Annotated in this window: 21 protein-coding genes and 1 tRNA gene; 15 read left to right on the plus strand and 7 right to left on the minus strand. The window is 59.2% G+C overall.

Going from position 1 to position 19,626, the window contains the following annotated elements:
- The first annotated feature begins 57 nt into the window (after positions 1 to 57).
- On the plus strand, positions 58 to 300 hold the full coding sequence (gene hfq / locus HB780_RS15390; protein WP_007693481.1) for an RNA chaperone Hfq: 243 nt from the start codon (positions 58 to 60) through the stop codon (positions 298 to 300).
- A gap of 78 nt (positions 301 to 378) precedes the next feature.
- A complete protein-coding gene (gene hflX, locus HB780_RS15395) occupies positions 379 to 1,710 on the plus strand; it encodes a GTPase HflX (protein WP_183693194.1) in 1,332 nt (443 codons plus the stop codon).
- A gap of 13 nt (positions 1,711 to 1,723) precedes the next feature.
- Here hflX and mazG read toward each other — a convergent pair whose 3' ends face one another.
- Together mazG and HB780_RS15405 are read right to left on the minus strand one after the other, a co-directional pair.
- Positions 1,724 to 2,560 (minus strand): nucleoside triphosphate pyrophosphohydrolase, encoded by an 837-nt coding sequence (gene mazG, locus HB780_RS15400; RefSeq protein ID WP_183693196.1) that lies wholly within the window; start codon positions 2,558 to 2,560, stop codon positions 1,724 to 1,726.
- Positions 2,561 to 2,585: 25 nt separating this feature from the next.
- The gene (locus HB780_RS15405) at positions 2,586 to 3,173 is read right to left on the minus strand and encodes a deaminase (RefSeq protein ID WP_183693198.1); all 588 of its coding nucleotides are present in this window, start codon (positions 3,171 to 3,173) and stop codon (positions 2,586 to 2,588) included.
- A gap of 294 nt (positions 3,174 to 3,467) precedes the next feature.
- On the opposite strand from HB780_RS15405, the gene cysG reads away from it, so the two are divergent.
- The 5 genes from cysG (at position 3,468) to HB780_RS15430 (ending at position 8,485) form a co-directional block, all read left to right on the plus strand.
- Positions 3,468 to 4,904, plus strand: coding sequence for a siroheme synthase CysG (gene cysG / locus HB780_RS15410; RefSeq protein WP_183693200.1), 1,437 nt, complete (start codon positions 3,468 to 3,470; stop codon positions 4,902 to 4,904).
- 4 nt (positions 4,905 to 4,908) lie between these two features.
- Positions 4,909 to 5,223 (plus strand): DUF2849 domain-containing protein, encoded by a 315-nt coding sequence (locus tag HB780_RS15415; RefSeq protein ID WP_183693202.1) that lies wholly within the window; start codon positions 4,909 to 4,911, stop codon positions 5,221 to 5,223.
- A gap of 7 nt (positions 5,224 to 5,230) precedes the next feature.
- On the plus strand, positions 5,231 to 6,910 hold the full coding sequence (locus HB780_RS15420) for a nitrite/sulfite reductase (protein ID WP_183693204.1): 1,680 nt from the start codon (positions 5,231 to 5,233) through the stop codon (positions 6,908 to 6,910).
- 10 nt (positions 6,911 to 6,920) lie between these two features.
- Complete coding sequence (locus HB780_RS15425) at positions 6,921 to 7,433, plus strand: DUF934 domain-containing protein (RefSeq protein ID WP_183693206.1); 513 nt, start codon at positions 6,921 to 6,923, stop codon at positions 7,431 to 7,433.
- A gap of 239 nt (positions 7,434 to 7,672) precedes the next feature.
- Positions 7,673 to 8,485 carry a ferredoxin--NADP reductase gene (locus HB780_RS15430; protein ID WP_183693208.1) on the plus strand — a complete coding sequence of 271 codons (813 nt, stop codon included), beginning with the start codon at positions 7,673 to 7,675 and terminating at the stop codon, positions 8,483 to 8,485.
- A gap of 55 nt (positions 8,486 to 8,540) precedes the next feature.
- Here the strand turns inward: HB780_RS15430 and HB780_RS15435 are convergent, their stop codons facing one another.
- The 3 genes from HB780_RS15435 to HB780_RS15445 all read right to left on the minus strand — a co-directional run bounded on the left by HB780_RS15435 (position 8,541) and on the right by HB780_RS15445 (position 9,954).
- A complete protein-coding gene (locus HB780_RS15435; RefSeq protein ID WP_183693210.1) occupies positions 8,541 to 9,155 on the minus strand; it encodes a GntR family transcriptional regulator in 615 nt (204 codons plus the stop codon).
- Positions 9,156 to 9,332: 177 nt separating this feature from the next.
- The gene (locus HB780_RS15440) at positions 9,333 to 9,539 is read right to left on the minus strand and encodes a hypothetical protein (RefSeq protein ID WP_183693212.1); all 207 of its coding nucleotides are present in this window, start codon (positions 9,537 to 9,539) and stop codon (positions 9,333 to 9,335) included.
- 163 nt (positions 9,540 to 9,702) lie between these two features.
- A complete protein-coding gene (locus HB780_RS15445) occupies positions 9,703 to 9,954 on the minus strand; it encodes a GlsB/YeaQ/YmgE family stress response membrane protein (RefSeq protein ID WP_183693214.1) in 252 nt (83 codons plus the stop codon).
- A gap of 369 nt (positions 9,955 to 10,323) precedes the next feature.
- Here HB780_RS15445 and HB780_RS15450 point away from each other — a divergent pair.
- Positions 10,324 to 10,399, plus strand: a tRNA-Lys gene (locus tag HB780_RS15450).
- A 29-nt stretch (positions 10,400 to 10,428) separates the two neighbouring features.
- Here HB780_RS15450 and HB780_RS33520 read toward each other — a convergent pair.
- On the minus strand, positions 10,429 to 11,022 hold the full coding sequence (locus HB780_RS33520; RefSeq protein WP_435693907.1) for a hypothetical protein: 594 nt from the start codon (positions 11,020 to 11,022) through the stop codon (positions 10,429 to 10,431).
- 88 nt (positions 11,023 to 11,110) lie between these two features.
- Between HB780_RS33520 and HB780_RS15460 the strand changes: the two genes are divergently transcribed.
- Entirely contained in the window at positions 11,111 to 11,863 is a 753-nt protein-coding gene (locus HB780_RS15460) for a cytochrome c biogenesis CcdA family protein (RefSeq protein WP_183693218.1), read from the plus strand.
- 65 nt (positions 11,864 to 11,928) lie between these two features.
- A complete protein-coding gene (locus HB780_RS15465) occupies positions 11,929 to 12,891 on the plus strand; it encodes an AEC family transporter (protein WP_183693220.1) in 963 nt (320 codons plus the stop codon).
- Here the strand turns inward: HB780_RS15465 and HB780_RS15470 are convergent.
- Positions 12,868 to 14,070, minus strand: coding sequence for a UbiH/UbiF family hydroxylase (locus HB780_RS15470; protein ID WP_183693222.1), 1,203 nt, complete (start codon positions 14,068 to 14,070; stop codon positions 12,868 to 12,870). The two genes, HB780_RS15465 and HB780_RS15470, sit on opposite strands and share 24 nt — an antisense overlap.
- A gap of 213 nt (positions 14,071 to 14,283) precedes the next feature.
- On the opposite strand from HB780_RS15470, the gene pcsA reads away from it, so the two are divergent.
- From pcsA to HB780_RS15495, 5 genes are read left to right on the plus strand one after another with little or no spacing between them, the layout of a single operon-like run.
- Positions 14,284 to 15,009: a phosphatidylcholine synthase gene (gene pcsA / locus HB780_RS15475; RefSeq protein ID WP_183693224.1), complete on the plus strand. Its 726-nt coding sequence runs from the start codon at positions 14,284 to 14,286 to the stop codon at positions 15,007 to 15,009.
- A 12-nt stretch (positions 15,010 to 15,021) separates the two neighbouring features.
- Positions 15,022 to 16,002, plus strand: coding sequence for a quinone oxidoreductase family protein (locus tag HB780_RS15480; protein ID WP_183693226.1), 981 nt, complete (start codon positions 15,022 to 15,024; stop codon positions 16,000 to 16,002).
- Positions 16,003 to 16,042: 40 nt separating this feature from the next.
- Positions 16,043 to 17,617: an ABC transporter ATP-binding protein gene (locus HB780_RS15485; RefSeq protein WP_183693228.1), complete on the plus strand. Its 1,575-nt coding sequence runs from the start codon at positions 16,043 to 16,045 to the stop codon at positions 17,615 to 17,617.
- Complete coding sequence (locus HB780_RS15490) at positions 17,607 to 18,701, plus strand: ABC transporter permease (protein ID WP_183693230.1); 1,095 nt, start codon at positions 17,607 to 17,609, stop codon at positions 18,699 to 18,701. Before HB780_RS15485 ends, HB780_RS15490 begins: the two co-directional genes overlap by 11 nt.
- Positions 18,698 to 19,618, plus strand: coding sequence for an ABC transporter permease (locus HB780_RS15495; RefSeq protein ID WP_183693232.1), 921 nt, complete (start codon positions 18,698 to 18,700; stop codon positions 19,616 to 19,618). The genes HB780_RS15490 and HB780_RS15495 overlap by 4 nt, the downstream gene beginning before the upstream one ends.
- The last annotated feature ends 8 nt before the right edge of the window (positions 19,619 to 19,626 follow it).

The following is a 19,626-nucleotide window of genomic DNA, read 5'->3' on the forward strand; positions in this document are numbered from 1 at the left end:
TCAATATATCTTGATATTGCACCGGCTTAGGTCGGCAAAAAAGAAAGAATCGGCGCGATGGCGGAACGTTCTCAGAACTTGCAGGACCTATTTCTTAATACTGTTCGCAAGCAAAAAATTTCACTCACAATCTTCTTGATCAATGGCGTGAAGCTCACGGGCGTTGTTACGTCCTTCGACAATTTCTGCGTCCTGCTACGCCGCGACGGTCATTCGCAGCTTGTTTACAAGCACGCGATTTCGACCATCATGCCGGGTCAGCCCATGCAGATGTTCGAGAGCGAAGAAGTCGCATCCTAACTAGGATTTGCCGTTATCACGACACGCGATACCAAAAATGATTCCATCATCCCGGAAGCCGTAAAGCATCGGGATGATATGCGAGCTGTCGTCATCGTGCCTGTGCTGAAGCAGGCGCGTTCGCGCTCGGCTCAGGCGGATGGTACGACGACATCGTCGCGCACACCGGAGAGCCGCCTCGAAGAAGGCAAGGGACTGGCGCAGGCGATCGACCTTGAGGTCGTCATTGGCTCCATCGTACCGATCAACGACCCGCGTCCGGCGACTTTGCTTGGCACCGGCAAGATCGAGGAAATCCTCGCGCTGCTCGATGAATTCAATGCCGGTCTGGTGATCGTCGATCATCCGTTGACGCCGGTGCAGCAGCGCAATCTCGAAAAGGCATGGAACGCCAAGGTCATCGACCGCACTGGCCTCATCCTCGAAATCTTCGGTCGCCGCGCCTCCACCAAGGAAGGCACGCTGCAGGTCGAACTGGCGCATCTCAATTACCAGAAGGGCCGATTGGTCAGGAGCTGGACCCACCTTGAACGTCAGCGCGGTGGCGCGGGCTTCATGGGCGGCCCCGGTGAAACCCAGATCGAAGCCGACCGGCGGCAGTTGCAAGACCGGATTATCCGGCTGGAGCGCGAGTTGGAGCAGGTGGTGCGTACCCGCCAGCTTCATCGCGCCAAGCGCCGGAAGGTGCCGCATCCGATCGTGGCGCTGGTGGGCTACACCAACGCCGGCAAATCGACGCTGTTCAACCGCATTACCGGTGCAGGCGTCCTCGCCGAGGACATGCTGTTTGCAACCCTCGATCCGACGCTGCGACGCATGAAGCTGCCGCATGGCCGTACCGTCATCCTCTCCGACACCGTCGGCTTCATTTCCGACCTGCCGACCCATCTCGTAGCCGCCTTCCGCGCCACGCTGGAAGAAGTGCTGGAAGCCGATCTGATCCTGCATGTCCGCGATCTCTCGGATGAAGACAATCAGGTGCAGAGCGCCGATGTCATGCGGATCCTCGACGACCTCGGCATTGGTGAGGCGGAAGGGGCGGAGCGTATCCTCGAAGTCTGGAACAAGATCGACCGTTTGGAGCCTGAGGCGCATGACGCCATCGTCCAGAAGGCATCGACCGCTGAAAACGTCATTGCCGTATCGGCGATGAGCGGCGAGGGTGTCGATCGTCTGATGGACGAAATCAGCCACCGGCTTTCGGGTGTCCTGACCGAGACGACGATAACGCTGCCTGTCGACAAGCTGGCGCTGCTGTCCTGGGTCTACAATCATGCCATCGTCGATAGCCGTGAGGACAACGAGGACGGTACGGTGAAGCTGGAAGTACGCTTGACCGAGACGGAAGCGACCGAGCTGGAGCGGCGCCTAGGCCGCGGCCCGAAGGCGCAACGCGAGGATTGGGAATAGGGAAGGCGCCTCCCTATTCGGCAAGCTGCCTTTCGATCGCTTTTGCCGCCTGCCAGATGTCTTCCATCCGTTGCAGTGAAGCTGCCTCCAGCGTTTCGCCTTCCGCCTCAAGCGTCGTCTCGATGTGATTGAAGCGGCGGCGGAATTTCGTGTTGGTTCCACGCAGCGCCTGCTCAGGATCCGTCTTCACATGCCGGCCAATATTGACGACCGCGAAGATCAAATCACCGAGTTCATCGCTGACCTTGGCCTTATCGCCGCTTGCAAGCGCCACTCGCAATTCGCCAATCTCTTCCTCGATCTTGTCGAGGATCGGTTCCGGGGCGGACCAGTCGAAGCCGACCTTGGCGGCGCGTTCCTGTAATTTCAGCGCCTCGGTCAAGGCCGGGAATGAGCGCTGCACAGAGCCGAGGAAGCCGGACTTGAAATCCTCGGAGATGCCGCGTTTCGTCCGGCGTTCAGCGCGCTCACGCTTCTCCTCGGCCTTGATCTCATCCCATTGCAGCTTCACCGCATCGGGCGTGTCCGCGCTGGAGACGGCAAAGACATGCGGATGCCGGCGGATCATCTTGCGAGTGATGGCTTCGACGACATCACCGAAGGAGAAGTCGCCCGCTTCCTCGGCCATGCGAGCGTGGAACACCACCTGCAACAGCAGATCGCCCAGTTCATCGCAAAGATCATCCATGTCCTTGCGCTCGATCGCGTCGGAAACCTCGTAGGCCTCCTCGATCGTATAGGGCTTGATCGTCTCGAAGGTCTGGACGATGTCCCATGGGCAGCCGGTTTGAGGGTTGCGCAGCGCCGCCATGATCTCGATCAGGCGGGATATGTCTTGTGATGCTTCCATTGGGATCTCTGTAGTCCGGCCTTGGTCAGTTCAGCGGAATGTCGTTGTCGTCCTTGGACGATTGATAGCTGTCGGAGAGCGCGGCATAGGCGGTCTTGATGCGTGCCGTCTGTTCCTTGAGCGCCGTCTTCAGCGGATCCTCTTCTGTCTCCACCAGATCGGCGACGGCGAAGCTGTTCCAGAAGGCATTCTGCCGCCGATAGCCGCCGGGCTCCAGTCCGAAGACCTCTTTCAGGATCTGCAAGTCATGCGGGATCGCGAAGGCGTCGCGGGAATCCTCATGGCTGAAGAAATAATAATAGTTGTCGAAGCCGGCCCAGGTGATCGCCGACATGCACATGGTGCAGGGCTCATGGGTCGACAGGAAGATCAGATCCTTGGTCGCGGGCTTGTCGCCAAGCTCGTAAAACCGCTTCAGCGCATGCACTTCGCCGTGCCAGAGCGGATTTTCCAGCTCATTGTTGGTTTCGGCGACCACCAGCGACAGGTCGGACTTGCGAAGGATCGCGGCGCCGAATACCTTGTTTCCGGCGGCAACGCCTTTTTGCGTCAGTGGCAGGATATCCTGTTCCATGACATCGAGAAGGCGGGGTGCGATGGTGTTTGCGGACAAGCGGCGTACTCCAAGATTTTTTCTTAGCTTAGCGGCATTGCCGGCGCGGCGGAATGCGCAAATGACGTATAGACACCCTTTGTCACAGACAATAAATCTATCTTCAAAGTTGAGAAATTCTAAAAGTCTATAGATTTCCTGTATTTATCTTGTGTCAGGGCTTCTGGTGAGTTTTGCTCAAATCGGAGAGATGTCGAGCAAAAGAATACGGACTTGCCGGGGCATTAGAATTTCTGTTTCTTCAATCTTATGGCTGTAAGGGCGATATTTGGGCAATCTCGAAGTGGAACGATAATGCCTCCCAGGACTGACCAGCTCTCGGTGTTTCCAGCTTTCTTTCGCGTGGAAGGAAGGATCACGGCTGTCTTCGGGAATGGTGATGAGGCTTTCGCCAAGACGCGGCTTCTGATGAACACCCAGGCGAAGATCGTCGCCTATGCCACATCGCCCGAAGCTGACTATCATTCCTTCCTGATCGCCAACCGCATCGAAACCGTGCGCGCTGCTTTTTCTCCGGATCAGGTCAAGGGCGCTGCCCTGATTTTCGCCGCCACTGGCGATGCGGAGGCTGACCGCGCGATCGTTGACGCGGCGCGCTTGGAGAGAATCCCGGCAAACGCCGTCGATCAGCCCGACTATTGTGATTTCTACACCCCGGCGCTCGTTAACCGCGCTCCGGTCGCGGTTGCCATCGGTACCGAAGGCGCTGGTCCCGTGCTGGCGCAGATGATCCGCGCGCAGATCGACCAGATGCTGTCGCCCTCGCTCGGTAAGCTCGCGGAACTGGCGACGCGCTATCGCAAGCCCGTCGATCGCCTGGTGCCGCGTGGCGTTGCCCGCCGTGTCTTCTGGCGCCGCTTCTTTTCCGGCCCCGTTGCTGATGCCGTCAGTGCCGGCCACTTGCCGCAGGCCGAGCATGCCGCTGATACTCTGTTGTATTCGGCGCACAAGGTCGAAGGCCATGTCTGGCTGGTCGGTGCCGGTCCTGGTGCGGAAGACCTGCTGACGTTGCGCGCCCAGCGCGTGATGATGGAAGCTGACGTCATCGTCTATGACGCGCTCGTGCCGCAGGCGATCGTCGATATGGGACGCCGCGATGCCGAGCGCCTCTCGGTCGGCAAGCGTAAGGGCTGCCATACGAAATCACAGGAAGAGATCAACGATCTGCTGGTGCAGCTTGGCCGAGATGGCAAGCGCGTTGTGCGGCTGAAGTCCGGCGATCCGCTGGTCTATGGCCGGGCGGGCGAAGAAATGGCCGCGATGCGCGCCGCCGGTGTTACCTATGAGATCGTTCCGGGCATCACCTCGGCCTTCGCTGCCGCTGCTGATTTCGAGCTGCCGCTGACGCTGCGCGGTGTCGCCTCGTCGCTGGTCTTCACGACGGGCCATGACCTGACCGGCGATGTTCTGCCGGATTGGGCGAGCCTTGCTATTTCCGGCGCGACCATCGCTGTCTATATGGGCCGCACGGTTGCCGCCTCTGTCGCCGGCCGTCTGATGGAAGCCGGGCTTCCGCCCGAGACCACGGTTGCCGTCATCGAGAACGCCAGCCGCCGCGACCGCCGGCTGATGCACGGCACATTGAAGGATCTGCCTGATCTGGAACATCGCGATGAACTGAGCGGCCCAGTCATGGTCATCATCGGTGAAGCCGTCGCCGGCGCCAATTTCGAACAGTCCGAGCCGCTGGTCCGTCAGGAGACCGCCGCTCAAGAATTTGCAAGGAGCTGATCCCATGGTCGACAAGGTTCTGACCGCTAACCGGCTGACCGATGGTGTCGCCGTCTGGTTGAATGCCAATGGCGAGTGGGTAACGTCGCTGCAGGAGTCGCTGGTAGCCCGTCACGCCGAGGCCGAGGCCGCGCTAGAAGCTATCGGTAAGCAGGCTTACGCCGACAATAAGGTTGTCGACGTCAATTTGATCGAAGTTCAGGAAACCGGCGGCAAGCTTTGGCCGCTGCGCCTGCGTGAGCGTATCCGCGCCGAAGGTCCCACCATGGAATACGCGCTGGGCTATGCTGCGGCCGATCCTGAATTTATTGCAGTCTGAGGAAGCCATGTATCGCTACGACGAATTTGACCACGCCTTTGTCGCGGAACGCGTTGCCCAGTTTCGTGATCAGGTGGAGCGGCGCCTTTCGGGAGAACTCGCGGAAGATGCGTTCAAGCCGTTACGCCTGATGAACGGCGTCTATTTGCAGCTGCATGCCTACATGCTGCGCATCGCCATTCCCTATGGCACGCTGAGCTCGCGCCAGATGCGTATGCTCGCCCATATCGCCCGTACCTATGACCGCGGCTATGGTCATTTCACCACCCGTCAGAATCTTCAGTTCAACTGGCCGAAGCTGTCGGATATGCCCGACGTGCTCGCCGAACTGGCCTCCGTCGAGATGCATGCCATCCAGACGTCGGGCAATTGCATTCGCAACGTCACAGCCGATCATTTTGCCGGCGCTGCCGCCGATGAAGTCGCCGATCCGCGTCCTTACGCTGAAATCCTGCGGCAATGGTCGTCGGTCCATCCGGAATTCTCCTTCCTGCCGCGCAAGTTCAAGATTGCCGTCACCGGTGCTGAGCGCGACCGCGCTGCGATCCAGGTGCACGATATCGGCCTGCACTTGAAGAAGAACGACAAGGGTGAGATCGGCTTTGCCGTCTACGTCGGCGGCGGGCAGGGCCGTACCCCGATGGTTGCCAAGCTGATCCGCGAGTTCCTGCCGGAAGAGGACCTGCTGTCTTATACGACGGCCGTCATGCGCGTGTACAATCTGCATGGCCGCCGCGACAACAAATACAAGGCCCGCATCAAGATCCTCGTGCACGAAACCGGTGCCGAAGAGCTGGCTCGTCAGGTCGAGGTCGAGTTTGCCAAGCTCAAGGATACGGAGCTGAAACTCCCCGAGGCAGACGTTCAGGCGATCTCGGCCTATTTCGCGCCGCCGGCTCTGCCGGTGCGCGCCGAAGGCTGGGAAAGCCTTGCCCGCTGGAAGAAGGCCGATCCGGACTTCGCCCGCTGGGTGCAGCAGAATGTGCAGCCACACAAGAATCCCGACTACGGCATGGTGACGATCTCGCTGAAGCCGATCGGCGGTATTCCGGGCGATGCCTCGGATGTGCAGATGGATGTCGTTGCCGATATCGCCGAGGAATATGCCTTCGACGAAATCCGCGTCAGCCACGAACAGAACCTGATCCTTCCGCATGTGGCTCTCGCCGATCTCGAAGCAGTCTATCGCGGCCTGGTCGCCGTCGGGCTTGAAACCGCCAATGCCGGCCTGATCACGGATATCATTGCCTGTCCCGGGCTCGACTATTGCGCCCTTGCCAATGCCCGCTCGATCCCGCTCTCGCAGGAAATCTCCACGCGTTTCGGCTCGGCCGAGCGTCAGGCGGAGATCGGTGAGCTGAAGATCAAGATCTCCGGCTGCATCAACGCCTGCGGTCATCACCATGTCGGCCATATCGGCCTGCTTGGCGTCGAGAAGAAGGGTGCGGAACTCTATCAGATCACACTCGGTGGCTCCGGCGACGAACATACCTCGATCGGTGAAATCATCGGCCGCGGTTTTGAGCCGAACAAGGTGACCGACGCCATCGAGACGATCGTCGACACCTATCTCGGCCTGCGTCTCGATCCCTCGGAAATCTTCCTCGCTGCCTACAGGCGTGTCGGACCGCAGCCCTTCAAGGATGCGCTCTACGGCTCGTCCTCGGCTGCGGCCGAAGCGGCGTAAGGAGATGACCATGACGAAGATTTGGCGCGAAACCGGTTTTGTCGAAAACGATCCCTGGGTTATCGAGTCCGAGGAGGTCAAGGCGACCGAAGAGCAGAAGCCGCTACTCAGCCTCGACGCCCTGATCACCAAGGCTGAAGAGAGCAATGACGTGGGTCTCGGCGTATTGATCAAGCCGGCCGACGATGTGACGAAGCTGGAGCCCTATTTGGATCGTCTGGCTATCGTAGCCGTGGCTTTTCCGGCCTTCAGCGACGGTCGTGCCTTTAGTCACGCCTCGCTGCTGCGTCAGCGTCTCGGCTTTACCAACGAGTTGCGCGCTGTTGGCGATGTGCTGATCGACCAGATTCCGTTGATGCTGCGCGTTGGTATCGACAGTTTTGCGGTCACCAATGAAACGGCTTTGAAGCGGCTTTCGGAAAATCGCCTGCCGGGTATTCCGCATTATTATCAGCCGACGGCCAAACCAGCCGAAGGCGGCGAGGCCTACAGCTGGCGCCGTCAGGCGGCCAAGACGGCCTGATTCGGCTTTCATTCCAGGAGTTGTGGCACTGGGATATACACCGGATTGCCGCATTCCTGGTGATGGCTATATCTAGCCTGCGAGATCGCATAAAACTTGACCATGATACACATATTTTATGCCGGCGCTGCCGGATGGAATGGAATGCCTTTAAATCCGGGCTATAGTGTAATATGTGCCTCGCCAGAAACAGGCTGCCAAGAACGACGCCCCACGACGAATACGGGATCTGAGATCGAATGAACGCCCCCGCCAAGACCGAAGAATTTGTTTCCGCAGTACCATCAGGCGTTTTCGCCGAGAAGGTGTTGAGCGTGACGCATTATACCGACCGGCTCTTTCGTTTTACGATGACCCGGCCGCAAGGCTTCCGTTTCCGCTCGGGCGAGTTCGCGATGATCGGCCTGATGGTCGACGGCAAGCCGCTTTACCGCGCCTATTCGATTGCAAGCCCCGCCTGGGCCGAAGAGCTCGAGTTCTTCTCGATCAAGGTGCCGGACGGTCCGTTGACCTCGCATCTGCAGAACATCAAGCCGGGCGACGAAGTGCTGATGCGCAAGAAGCCGACGGGCACGCTGGTTCTCGATGCGCTGACGCCGGGCAAGCGGCTTTATATGTTCTCGACCGGCACGGGCATCGCGCCTTTCGCGAGCCTGATCCGCGATCCGGAAACCTATGAGAAGTTCGAGGAAGTGATCCTCACCCACACCACCCGTGATGTTGCCGAGCTGAAATATGGCTTCGATCTCGTGGAAGAAATCCGCAATAATGAGCTTTTGAGCGAGGTTGTCGGCGACAAGCTGCGCCACTATGCGACCGTTACCCGCGAAGAGTTTGCCTTCAAGGGCCGCATCACCGATCTCATGGAAAACGGCAAGCTCTTCACCGATCTCGGTATTCCTACGCTCGATCCCGAGATCGATCGCGGCATGATCTGCGGCTCCTCGGCGATGCTCAAGGACACCAAGGAACTGCTGGAAAAGGCGGGCCTCAACGAAGGCGCCAACAGCAAGCCGGCCGAATTCGTCATCGAGCGTGCTTTCGTCGGCTGAAAGTTTTAGGACATAGGAATAGGTAAGGGCGGTCTCGATAGCGAGGCCGCCTTTTTCATTTGCCGCTGAGATAGTCGATCAGCGTCGCCATCGCCTTGCCGGCGTCTTCGGCGTTGCCCTGATGAATGGCCCGGATGACGCCGACATGCAGCGCAATCGACCTGTCCATGCCGGCAGGTGTCGCGGTGGAGTACCAGAGCCGGCGCGAGTGGGTCTGCACCGGGCCGAGCGCTGCGGTGATGAAACCGTTCGGACAGGCCTCTTCCAGGATTTCATCGAATGTCTTGTCGGCGGCGAAGAAGCCGGGGAGGTCACCGGTGACGGTACAATCCGACATCAGGCGGGCGCATTCGACCAACTGCTCGCGTTGCTCTTGATTGGCATTGGTGGCAACGAGCGAAGCCGCGATCGGCTCCAGCTCGCGCCGGACCTGCATGACATGCATATGGTCTGCCGGCCGGATTTCCGCGATCTGCAGCCCGACGCGCGGCCGCACATGGATCAGCCCTTGCCATGCCAGCTTCTGGATCGCCTCGCGCACCGGCGTGCGCCCATGGCCCGCCAGCTCGATCAGCTGCTTTTCCGTTACCAGCGCACCGGGCTTCAGCGCCAGCGTAACGATTCGGTGCTCCAGGGCGAGATAGGCGAGGTGGCTTTGCGAATTCTGCATTCCCAGCCGTTTCCCATATCCTTACTGATATATCACATTCTCGCATGTCGCATATGCGATGGCAAGTCACACTGATATATCAGACTGGAAGGAGGGGCGCCGCTACGAGCCTCATTCCTGCTGTTATGGCAAAGGAGACCGGGGTAAATGCCGGGCTCCCCATTGCCGCGATATCGATCAATGGTTGATGACGGAAGGAAGACCAGGCAGTTTCCGCTTGGCGGCCATCAGCAGATCGAGTTCCGTGGACGATGGGCCGAACTTGTCGAAGAGACGCTTGGCCTCCTTGTCATCAAGGCGATATTTCCGAGCGAATTCAGCGATGCTGTAGGGGCGACCGCGAAGCACCTTGCGGTTCGGCGTCTGATTGGCGCTTTCCGTCATGCTTTCAACCTCCTCTTTGGTTCTTCTTTCGTACCTAGTGCTTTTAGTGAGGTTGAAAAGGGTTTTGCTTTGGCGAAGCGCCTTTAAGAGCAAAAAAAGGGAAGGCGGTTGTCCCGTCTTCCCTTCTGTCCCCACTCTCGATGAGCTTACGCCCATACAGTGTCTATCGCCTGATCAGTCTGCCGACGAAGATCAGGATGCACGCACCGATAAAGCCGGTGATCAGATAGTTGATCAATGCACTATCGAAGGGCAGCCTGATGCCCAGTATCCCAAACAGCCAACTGGCGACAAGAGCTCCGACAATGCCGAGAACGATATTCATGATTATGCCGGTGTTGCTTTTCATGATCATTTCAGCAAACCAGCCGGCAAGGCCACCAACAACAATAGCTGCAATCCAACCGACTTCCATAAGGTCCTCCTAAGACTCGGTGGGTTGTTCACAAATGCTGATATACACCAAAAGCGATTCGCGCGGCAAACAATTGCGCGCGTATGGCAGGGCCATGCATCGCAATCCCGATTATTGACGGTTATTGTTACAATTGGCCCGCTGTGCCGACACAAATTCCACTATCGACAAGATATTTTCCGGATCTTCGAAGGCCCAGTTTTCAGCCAATCCAGGCTATTCCCCTACTAACGCGGCCAGGTTTTGTGACTTCAACCTTCGGAAAAGCATTTTGAGACGCCGCAATGACGATTTTATGGGTTGACCGCAATAGGGCGCCTGCATATGTTCCGCGCACTTCCAGCCGGGGTGTTACCACCCGCGGACGGGGAGAGCGTAGCTCAGCTGGTAGAGCAACTGACTTTTAATCAGTAGGTCTCGGGTTCGAACCCCGACGCTCTCACCAAGGTCTTTCAAGTGACTGGTTTGGTGAACTTAATCCAAGAGATAGTGATCTTTCTGAGCTTGGGGTAACGGCGACGGAAAGACGTGCGTTATTTCATCAAACGCAGCGGTCATGTTCAGCACGTCGACGCATTGCCTGATGAACTCTTCGGGCTTCCCAGCACCCCGAACCGCCCTGACTATGTTGGCCGCAATTCCTGGAATGTCTTTTGCAAGGTTACTCGCGTCTTTACGCTTTTGAGGTAATAAGTTTTGGAACGAAACACTTTGCGACCATTTCCAGCCGCCGTAACGCTCGTGATGAGCGACACTGGCGGATATCGACGTGTCAATACGGCACAGGATGCGACGGAGACGCTGCTGGACCATTGGCCGATTAGGGATGGTGAAGCGTACCTGATAGCAATCCAGGCATGTCTCGACGCGATCATGGAACGCGTTCATCCGCAAGCCGCCCGAAACGCCTTTATCAAGGCCGCAGAAGAGGCTGGGGTATCTCTGTTGCAGTGAGGTCGGGCCGAGGCATGGCGGCTGTTTATACTGTTGATCTTTGCGAACGGTCTTCACGCTACCGGAAATTTTGCCGACTGCCGTAACGTTCATGAAGTAGCCGAATGCCTTCATTGTCACCGCATCACCCGCGAAAAGGTGATTGGCCTTCCGTCTCGCGCAACGCTAGTAAGGCGGCTGAATGACATAGCCGGAGTCTATCGTGTCGCTTGCCGATATCTCGCTTCTCAGTGCCTTGCTCGCCGGAGCGCTTTCCTTTCTGTCGCCTTGCGTTCTGCCGCTGGTGCCGCCTTATCTTTGCTATATGGCCGGCATTTCCGTCGAGCAGTTTCGTGGCGGTGGAGCGGCGGTGGCGAGCGGGCCGAGTGTTCGCGGCAATGTGCTGTTTTCCTCCCTGTTCTTCACGCTCGGTTTTGCGACGGTCTTCATTGCGCTTGGCGCGGGCGCCTCGTCGATCGGCATGCTGCTGCGCCAGCATCTTGATGTCCTCGCCAAGATCGGCGGCCTGATCATCGTCATCATGGGCTTGAATTTCCTCGGTGTTTTCCGGCTCGGCATTCTGGCACGCGAGGCGCGTTTTCAAGGTAATGGCAAGCCGGCGACGCTGACGGGCGCCTATATCATGGGTCTCGCCTTCGCCTTCGGCTGGACGCCCTGCATCGGCCCGGTACTCGGAGCGATCCTTGGGGTTGCGGCATCGCGGGAGACGATTGGCGCCGGCGCCGGGCTGCTTGCCATCTATTCGTTGGGTCTTGCCATACCCTTCTGGATCGCCGCCGGCTTTTCCGGTGCCTTCATGAGCTTCCTGGTCCGTTTCCGCCACCATCTCGGCACCGTCGAGAAGGTCATGGGCGGGTTTCTGGTGCTCACGGGCCTCGCCTTCATATTCGGCTATGTCAGCGACATGGCGATCTGGTTTCAGCAGACCTTTCCAATCCTGATGAAAATCGGCTAAGCCGGACGTCATCGTCCGTTCCTGTTTTCATCATCAAAGTGGAAAATGCCCGATGGCTGACCCCGATGGCTGACATTGTCGGTCTGTTGCTGCCGTTCTTCGGCCTGATCCTGATCGGCTACATCGCCGCGCGCGCCACAAGCCAGCCGGCCGAAGCGCTCGGCTGGCTCAATACATTCATCATCTATGCAGCGCTGCCGGCGCTGTTTTTCAAACTCGTCTCGCAAACGCCGATCGAGCAGTTGACGCGCGTCGACTTCATCGTCGCCGACATTGCCGCGACCTATTCGATCTTCCTGCTGGTGTTCCTGGTCGGACGTGTTCTACGCCGCAATTCACTGGCCGACAGCACGATCCAGGCCTTTGCCGGTGCCTACGGCAATATCGGCTACATGGGGCCGGGTCTGGCATTGCTGGCGCTCGGCGAAAACGCCGCCGTTCCTGTCGCGCTGATCGTCTGCTTCGAAAACGCGCTGCATTTCATCGTCGCTCCGGCTCTGATGGCCATCGAGGGCGGCGACAAGCGTTCACCGGGCCGGGTTGCCGCCGATATCGCCCGGAAGGTGCTACTGCATCCCTTCATTCTATCGACCGCCTTCGGCTTTGCCGCCGCCGCCTTTTCGGTCCACCAGCCGGTCGCCTTCCAGCGCTTTGTCGATTATCTCGCCCAGGCCGCAGCCCCTTGCGCGCTGTTTGCCATGGGCGTGACGCTCGCGCTTCGGCCACTGAAACGTATTCCAGCCGAGATCGGCTATATCGTGCCGGCGAAGCTCATCCTGCATCCGCTGATGGTCTATCTCGTGTTGCAGATGGTCGGGGGCTTCGATCCGATCTGGATCGAATCGGCGGTGTTGCTCGCTGCCCTGCCGACGGCGACCAATGTTTTCGTCATCGGCCAGCAATATGGCGTCTGGCAGGAGCGGGCCTCCGCCACCATCCTGATCACTACGGCATGTTCCGTGGTGACGGTGTCGCTGCTGCTCTACCTGATCAAGTCCGGCACCTTACCGGCGCAACTTTTCCCGTAACATCGAGGTAAAGCCGCGCAGGCTGCCACCGGGCTCGATACCCTCGCGCATGACGACATTGCGCAGCGGCGGGATGGCTGAGAGGACGTGCAGACCGGCGGCTCGGAGCATCTGCACCGGCAGGAAGTCCGACAGAAGCGAACGGTTCAGCAGGTCGACGCTCGCCGTGCGGCTGAGGATATCGGCGCGGCGCTTGCGGTCGAAACTGTCTCCGGCGGCCGCCGCAATTGGCTGATCGGCACGGTCGCAGAGAACATCGGTCAGCACCAGAATGTCGCGCAGGCTGAGGTTCAGGCCCTGTGCGCCGATCGGTGGGAAAACATGGGCTGCTTCACCGATCAGCGCGGCGCGACCCTTGCCGAAGCGATGGGCCGTCATGCCGGAGAGTGGCCAAACCTGCACATTGTCCTCGACCGTGACCTTGCCGAGCAACGACTGCATGCGCTCCTCGATCAACAGGCCGAGCTCATCCAGCGATTTCTCCGCATTGTCAGCGGCTTCCGCCGGCTTTTGCACCCAGACGAGGCTGGAGCGGTTGCCGGGCAGGGGAACTTGCGTAAACGGCCCGCTCTCGGTGTGGAATTCCGTCGAGATATTCTGATGCGGCAAGGAATGCGCGAAATTCAGCACCATGGCCGATTGCGGATAGGACCAGCTCTTGACCTTGATCCCCAAGGTTTCCCTTACCATCGAATTGCGCCCGTCCGCGCCGACCACGAAGCCGGCTTCAACGGTATCGCCGTCTTCGAACGTGATGGTGACGCCATCATCGCGGATGGTGACCTCGGAAGCGGTCGTCTCGACGAGCGTGATATTGCCCTCGGCCTTGACCGCTTCAGCGAGGCTGCCGAGCAGCACGGCATTCGGGATATTGTAGCCGAAAGCGTCGAGGCCGATTTCCGAGGCGCGGAAGGAAACGGTCGGCGAGCGCAGCAGCCGGGTCGTGCCGTCGATGATCTGCATCGTCGTCAATGCGGCGGTGGACGGCGCGATCTTTTCCCACAGCGCCAGCCGCTCCAGGAAGCGAATCGATTGGTCCATCAGCGCCGTGGTCCGGCGGTCCGTCTTGCTATAGGGCGCGGCCACCAGAGCGACGGATTTTCCACCACGCGCCAGCGCGATCGCCGCCACCATGCCTGTCAGCCCACCGCCGATGACGGCCACTTCAACCTGCTTCATATCGATGCCTCACTTGTCTTCGCTCTGAAAATAAGCACTTAGCCTGTTGAAATCCATGGGATGAAACATCGCAGTGGGTGAAAATGACGGGTACACGCTATAGCGTGCACTAGAAATAGAGCTTTTGCGCTGGCAGTACCGGGCAAACGATGCATATTAGCGAGAAAAATCGCCTGCCGGGGCAGGTGAATAAACAGGCGAGCAGTGGGGCGGATGAAAGTCTTCAATTACAAGCGGGTGCCTTATGCGGAGATTCGTGCCTTCTCCGTACACATATTGACGGCATCCGGCTCTTTTCTCGCCTTTCTCGGCGTTGTTGCGGCGGCAGAGCATCGTTTTGTCGACATGTTCTGGTGGCTGGGCCTTGCGCTGCTCGTCGATGGTATCGACGGGCCGATCGCCCGCAAGGTCCGCGTCAAGGAGGTGCTGCCCAATTGGTCCGGCGATACGCTCGACAATATTATCGACTATGTGACCTATGTGTTGCTGCCGGCCTTTGCGCTTTATGAAAGCGGCATGATCGGCGAGCCGTGGTCCTTTGTTGCCGCCGGCATGATCGTCGTTTCCAGCGCCATCTACTACGCCGATACCGGCATGAAGACGGATGAATATTTCTTCTCCGGTTTCCCGGTCGTCTGGAACATGGTGGTCTTCACGCTGTTCGTCATCGGCGCTAACGCGACGACCGCCATGATTGTCGTCGGCGTCTCTGTCGTTCTCACCTTCCTGCCGATCAATTTCCTGCATCCGGTGCGCGTCAAGCGGCTGCGGCCGCTCAATCTCGGCATCTTCCTGTTCTGGTCGGCGCTCGGCATTTATTCGCTGCTGATGCACTTTGCCATGCCGCACTGGGCTGTGGTCCTGTTTGTCGTCAGCGGCATCTATCTCTATTGCATCGGCGGCGTGTTGCAGTTTTTCCCATCCCTCGGACGTCAATAGGATTTGCGCGTCATGAAGAAGACCCAGGCCATTCGCATTCATCAAAACGGCGGTCCTGAAGTCATGAAGCTGGAGGAAGTGGACCTGCCGCCGCCGGGCGCCGGCGAGGTACAGATCCGCCATGCCGCGATTGGGCTGAATTTCATCGACGTATATTTCCGTTCAGGACTCTACAAGGCACCGTATTTTCCTCTGCCGTTGGGCAAGGAAGCAGCCGGCACGATCACCGCCGTTGGCTCCGGAGTGACCGATTTTGCTATTGGCGATCGCGTTGCCTATGTCGGCAGTGACGGCGCCTACAGCGTCGAGCGCAATATCGAGGCCCGCCATCTCGTCAAGGTTCCGGGTGATATTCCGCTCGAGACCGCGGGCGCGATGATGCTGAAGGGAATGACGGCTGAATATCTTCTCAACCGCACCTTCAAGGTCGGCCCCGAAACTGTGCTGCTGTTCCATGCCGCCGCCGGCGGCGTCGGATTGATCGCCGGACAATGGGCAAAAGCGCTTGGCGCCACGGTGATCGGAACAGCCGGTTCGCCGGAGAAGGTCAAGCTGGCTCTTGAGCATGGCTATGACCATGTCATCGACTACAGCAGCGAAAACTTTGCCGATCGTGTCAAGGAAATCACCGGCGGCAAGGGCGTCGATGTCGTCTATGACTCGGTCGGCCAGGATACTTTTCCACGGTCCCTCGATTGCCTGAAGCCGCGCGGCCTGTGGGTAACCTTCGGTCAGTCCTCCGGCCCGATAGAGAATTTTAACCTTGCCATCCTCAATCAAAAGGGCTCGCTTTTCGCCACAAGGCCAAGTCTTTTCGCCTATATCGGCACGCCTGAAGAGTTGAGAGCCAGTGCGGACGCATTATTTGCTGTTGTGCAAAGCAGCAAAGTGCGTATCAATATCAACCAGACCTATCCGCTGAGCGATGCAGGGCGCGCGCACTCGGATCTGGAATCAAGAAAAACGAGTGGAACTACGCTGCTGATCCCATAGATCCAAAAGGGCGGATTGTTGGGAAAGAAATGAGGGGAACGTGTCGTCATCCGATATGCCGGCAGCCGGTGCGTTATTGTCGGTTCGAAAACTGACGAAGCTATTCGGTAGCTTTGCTGCCTGTAATGAAATTGATCTGGAAATCCAGCCGGGCGAGATTCACGCTCTGCTCGGCGAAAACGGCGCAGGCAAATCCACTCTCGTGAAGATGCTGTTCGGCGTTCTGGAGCCGACCGCAGGCGAGATCGCTTGGCAAGGCAAACCCGTGTCCATCGCTTCGCCGGGCGCCGCGCGCAAGCTCGGCATCGGCATGGTGTTCCAGCATTTCTCGCTGTTCGAAGCGCTGACGGTTGCCGAGAATATTGCTCTTTCCCTTGATGACAGTGTTCCGATCGGAAAGATCGTCGAGGAGGCTGCCAGCCTGTCGCGCGCCTATGGCCTGCCGCTCGATCCTCACGCGCATGTCGCCGATCTCTCCGTTGGCGAGCGCCAACGCATCGAGATCGTGCGTGCGCTGTTGCAGAACCCGAAGCTGATCATTCTCGACGAGCCGACCTCGGTGCTGACGCCGCAGGAAGCCGATCGTATGTTCGAGACGCTGTTCCAGCTCAGGGATGAAGGCCGCTCGGTCCTCTATATCAGCCACCGTCTTGAGGAGGTGCAGCGCATCTGCTCGCGTGCCACCGTGCTGCGCCATGGCAAGGTGACCGGTGCCTGCGACCCACGACAGGAAACGACGGGCTCGCTCGCGCGCATGATGGTCGGCAGCGATGTCGCCAGCGTTCAGCATGAGGGCCTTGGCAAGAAGGGCGATATCCACCTGGAAGTCGCCGGCCTTTCCGTTCCCTCTCGCACGCCCTTTGCCATCTCGCTGAAGGATATCTCGCTTCGTGTCCGCGCCGGTGAGATCCTGGCGATCGCCGGAGTAGCCGGTAACGGGCAGGGCGAGCTGTTCGACGTCATTTCCGGCGAACATACCGTGACGGTAGACGATTTGATCCATGTGCGCGGCGAGGCGGTCGGGACCAAGGGCATCAATGCGCGCCGCCTGCTCGGTGCCGGTTTCGTGCCGGAGGAGCGCCAGGGGCATGCCGCGGTGACGGGCCTGAAATTGTCGGACAATCTGGTGCTTGCCCGCGCCGAATCGGATCGCAAGGCTTTTCTCGGCGGCGGTTTCCTGAAGGTGATCCGTCACGGCACGGTCAAGCAGGCTGCCAAGCGGATTTGCGAGGCCATGGATGTTCGCAAGAGCGGCGAGGATCCGGCCGCCGGTGCGCTTTCGGGCGGCAACCTGCAGAAATTCATTGTCGGGCGCGAGCTGGACCGCCAGCCGAGCGTGCTGGTCGTCAACCAACCGACGTGGGGCGTCGATGCGGGTGCCGCGAGCCGTATCCGCCAGGCGCTGGTCGATCTCGCCCGCAGCGGCTCGGCCGTGCTCGTCATCAGTCAGGACCTCGACGAAATCTTTGAAGTGGCGACCGATATCGCCGTGATTTCCGAAGGCCGGCTGTCGGCGGCCTATCCTGCAAATGAACTGACACGGGAGAAGATCGGATTGCTGATGGGCGGTCAGCATGAATCCAAGACCCATTCGGAGCCAGCGCATGCGCATTGAACTCGAAAAGCGCCCGCAGGCATCGAAGCTTTACGGGTTCGTATCGCCGCTGCTCGCGCTGGTTTTGATGCTGATTGCCGGCGGCATCATGTTCTGGATGCTTGGCAAGGATCCGCTGGATTCGCTCGAGGCCCTGCTCATCGAGCCGCTGTTCGATCCCTGGTCGCTGAACGAGCTGGCCAAGAAAGCGGGGCCGCTGATCCTCATCGCTGTCGGCCTGTCGGTCTGCTATCGCTCCAACAACTGGAATATCGGTGCGGAAGGCCAATATAGCGTCGGCGCCATATTCGGCTCCATCATCCCCGTCTATTTCTACGATTGGCATTCGCCGCTGCTGCTGCCGCTGATCATGATCTGCGGCGCTATCGGCGGTGCGCTCTATGCCGCCATTCCGGCGCTTCTGAAGACACATTTCAACACCAACGAAATCCTGACCAGCCTGATGCTGACCTACGTCGCCCAGCTTTTTCTCGACTGGCTGACGCGCGGCCCCTGGCGCAACCCGGATGGTCACGGTTTCTACGGAACGCGTGATTTCGTTCCGGAAGGTGTGCTGCCGCCGATCTGGGACGACACCATCACCGCGCATTGGGGTTTCGTTTTTGCGATTGTCGCGGCGATCCTTCTCTGGTTCATGATGCGCTACACGCTGAAGGGCTTCGAGGTGGTCGTGCTCGGGCAGTCGGAGCGTGCCGGTCGCTTCGCGGGGTTCTCACCGAAGAAGATGGTCTGGTTCGCGTTTCTGCTGTCCGGCGCGCTAGCCGGCCTCGCCGGCATTTCCGAGGTTTCCGGCACCATAGGTCACCTGCAGCCGTCGATTTCACCGGGTTACGGCTTTACCGCCATCATCGTCGCCTATCTCGGCCGCCTCAATCCGCTCGGTCTTATCGCATCCGGCCTGGTGCTGGCGCTGACCTATATCGGTGGCGAAGGCGCGCAGTTGACCATCGGTGTTTCCGACAAGGTGACCAGCGTCTTCCAGGGATTCCTGCTGTTCTTCGTCCTGTCCTGCGACGCGCTGATCTACTACAAGATCCGCTTCGTCCGGTCGCGGTCGCACGTCAAGGCCGGAGGTACGGCATGACTTTCTTCGAAGCCGTCCTCCTGACAATCATTACCGCGGCAACGCCGTTGGTTATCGCCGCTATCGGCGAGTTGGTGACGGAGCGCGCAGGCGTGCTCAATCTCGGCGTCGAAGGCATGATGATCATGGGCTCGGTCGGCGCTTTCGCCGCCGCCCAGATCACCGGAAATCCCTATCTCGGCCTTGTTGCCGGTGTGGCCTCAGGCGCGTTGTTTTCGCTGCTTTTTGCCTTTCTGACCCTCACGCTGGTGAGCAATCAGGTGGCGACTGGCCTGGCGCTGACCATCCTTGGGCTCGGCGTCTCCGGCATGATCGGCGAAGGCTTTGTCGGCGTGCCGGGCATCCGTCTGCTGCCGATCGAAATCCCGGTCCTGTCGCAGATACCCTATATCGGCACCGTGCTGTTCAAGCAGGATATCGTCTTCTATCTGTCGATCATCCTGGTGATCGCGGTCAATTGGTTCCTGTTCCGCAGCCGCGCCGGCCTCAAGCTTCGCTCCATCGGCGACAATCATGGCTCGGCACATGCGCTGGGCATCAATGTCATCCGCACGCGCTATCTCGCCGTCATGTTCGGCGGCGCCTGCGCGGGTCTCGCAGGCGCGCAGCTGTCGCTGATCTACACGCCGCAATGGACTGAAAGCATGTCCGGCGGCCGAGGCTGGATCGCGCTTGCCTTGGTCGTCTTCGCGTCCTGGCGCCCGTGGCGCATCCTCGTCGGCGGCTATCTCTTCGGCGCGGTTACCATCCTGCAATTGCACGCGCAGGCGTTCGGCATCGGCGTGCCGTCACAATTTCTCTCGATGCTGCCGTATCTTTCCACGGTTGTCGTCCTGGTCATTATCTCTCAAAATCGGCGTGCGACGTTGATCAACACACCAGCATCACTCGGCAAGTCTTTCGTGCCTGATCGATGAACAATCAA

The organism is Rhizobium lusitanum (genome assembly GCF_014189535.1).
Taxonomy (GTDB): domain Bacteria; phylum Pseudomonadota; class Alphaproteobacteria; order Rhizobiales; family Rhizobiaceae; genus Rhizobium; species Rhizobium lusitanum_C.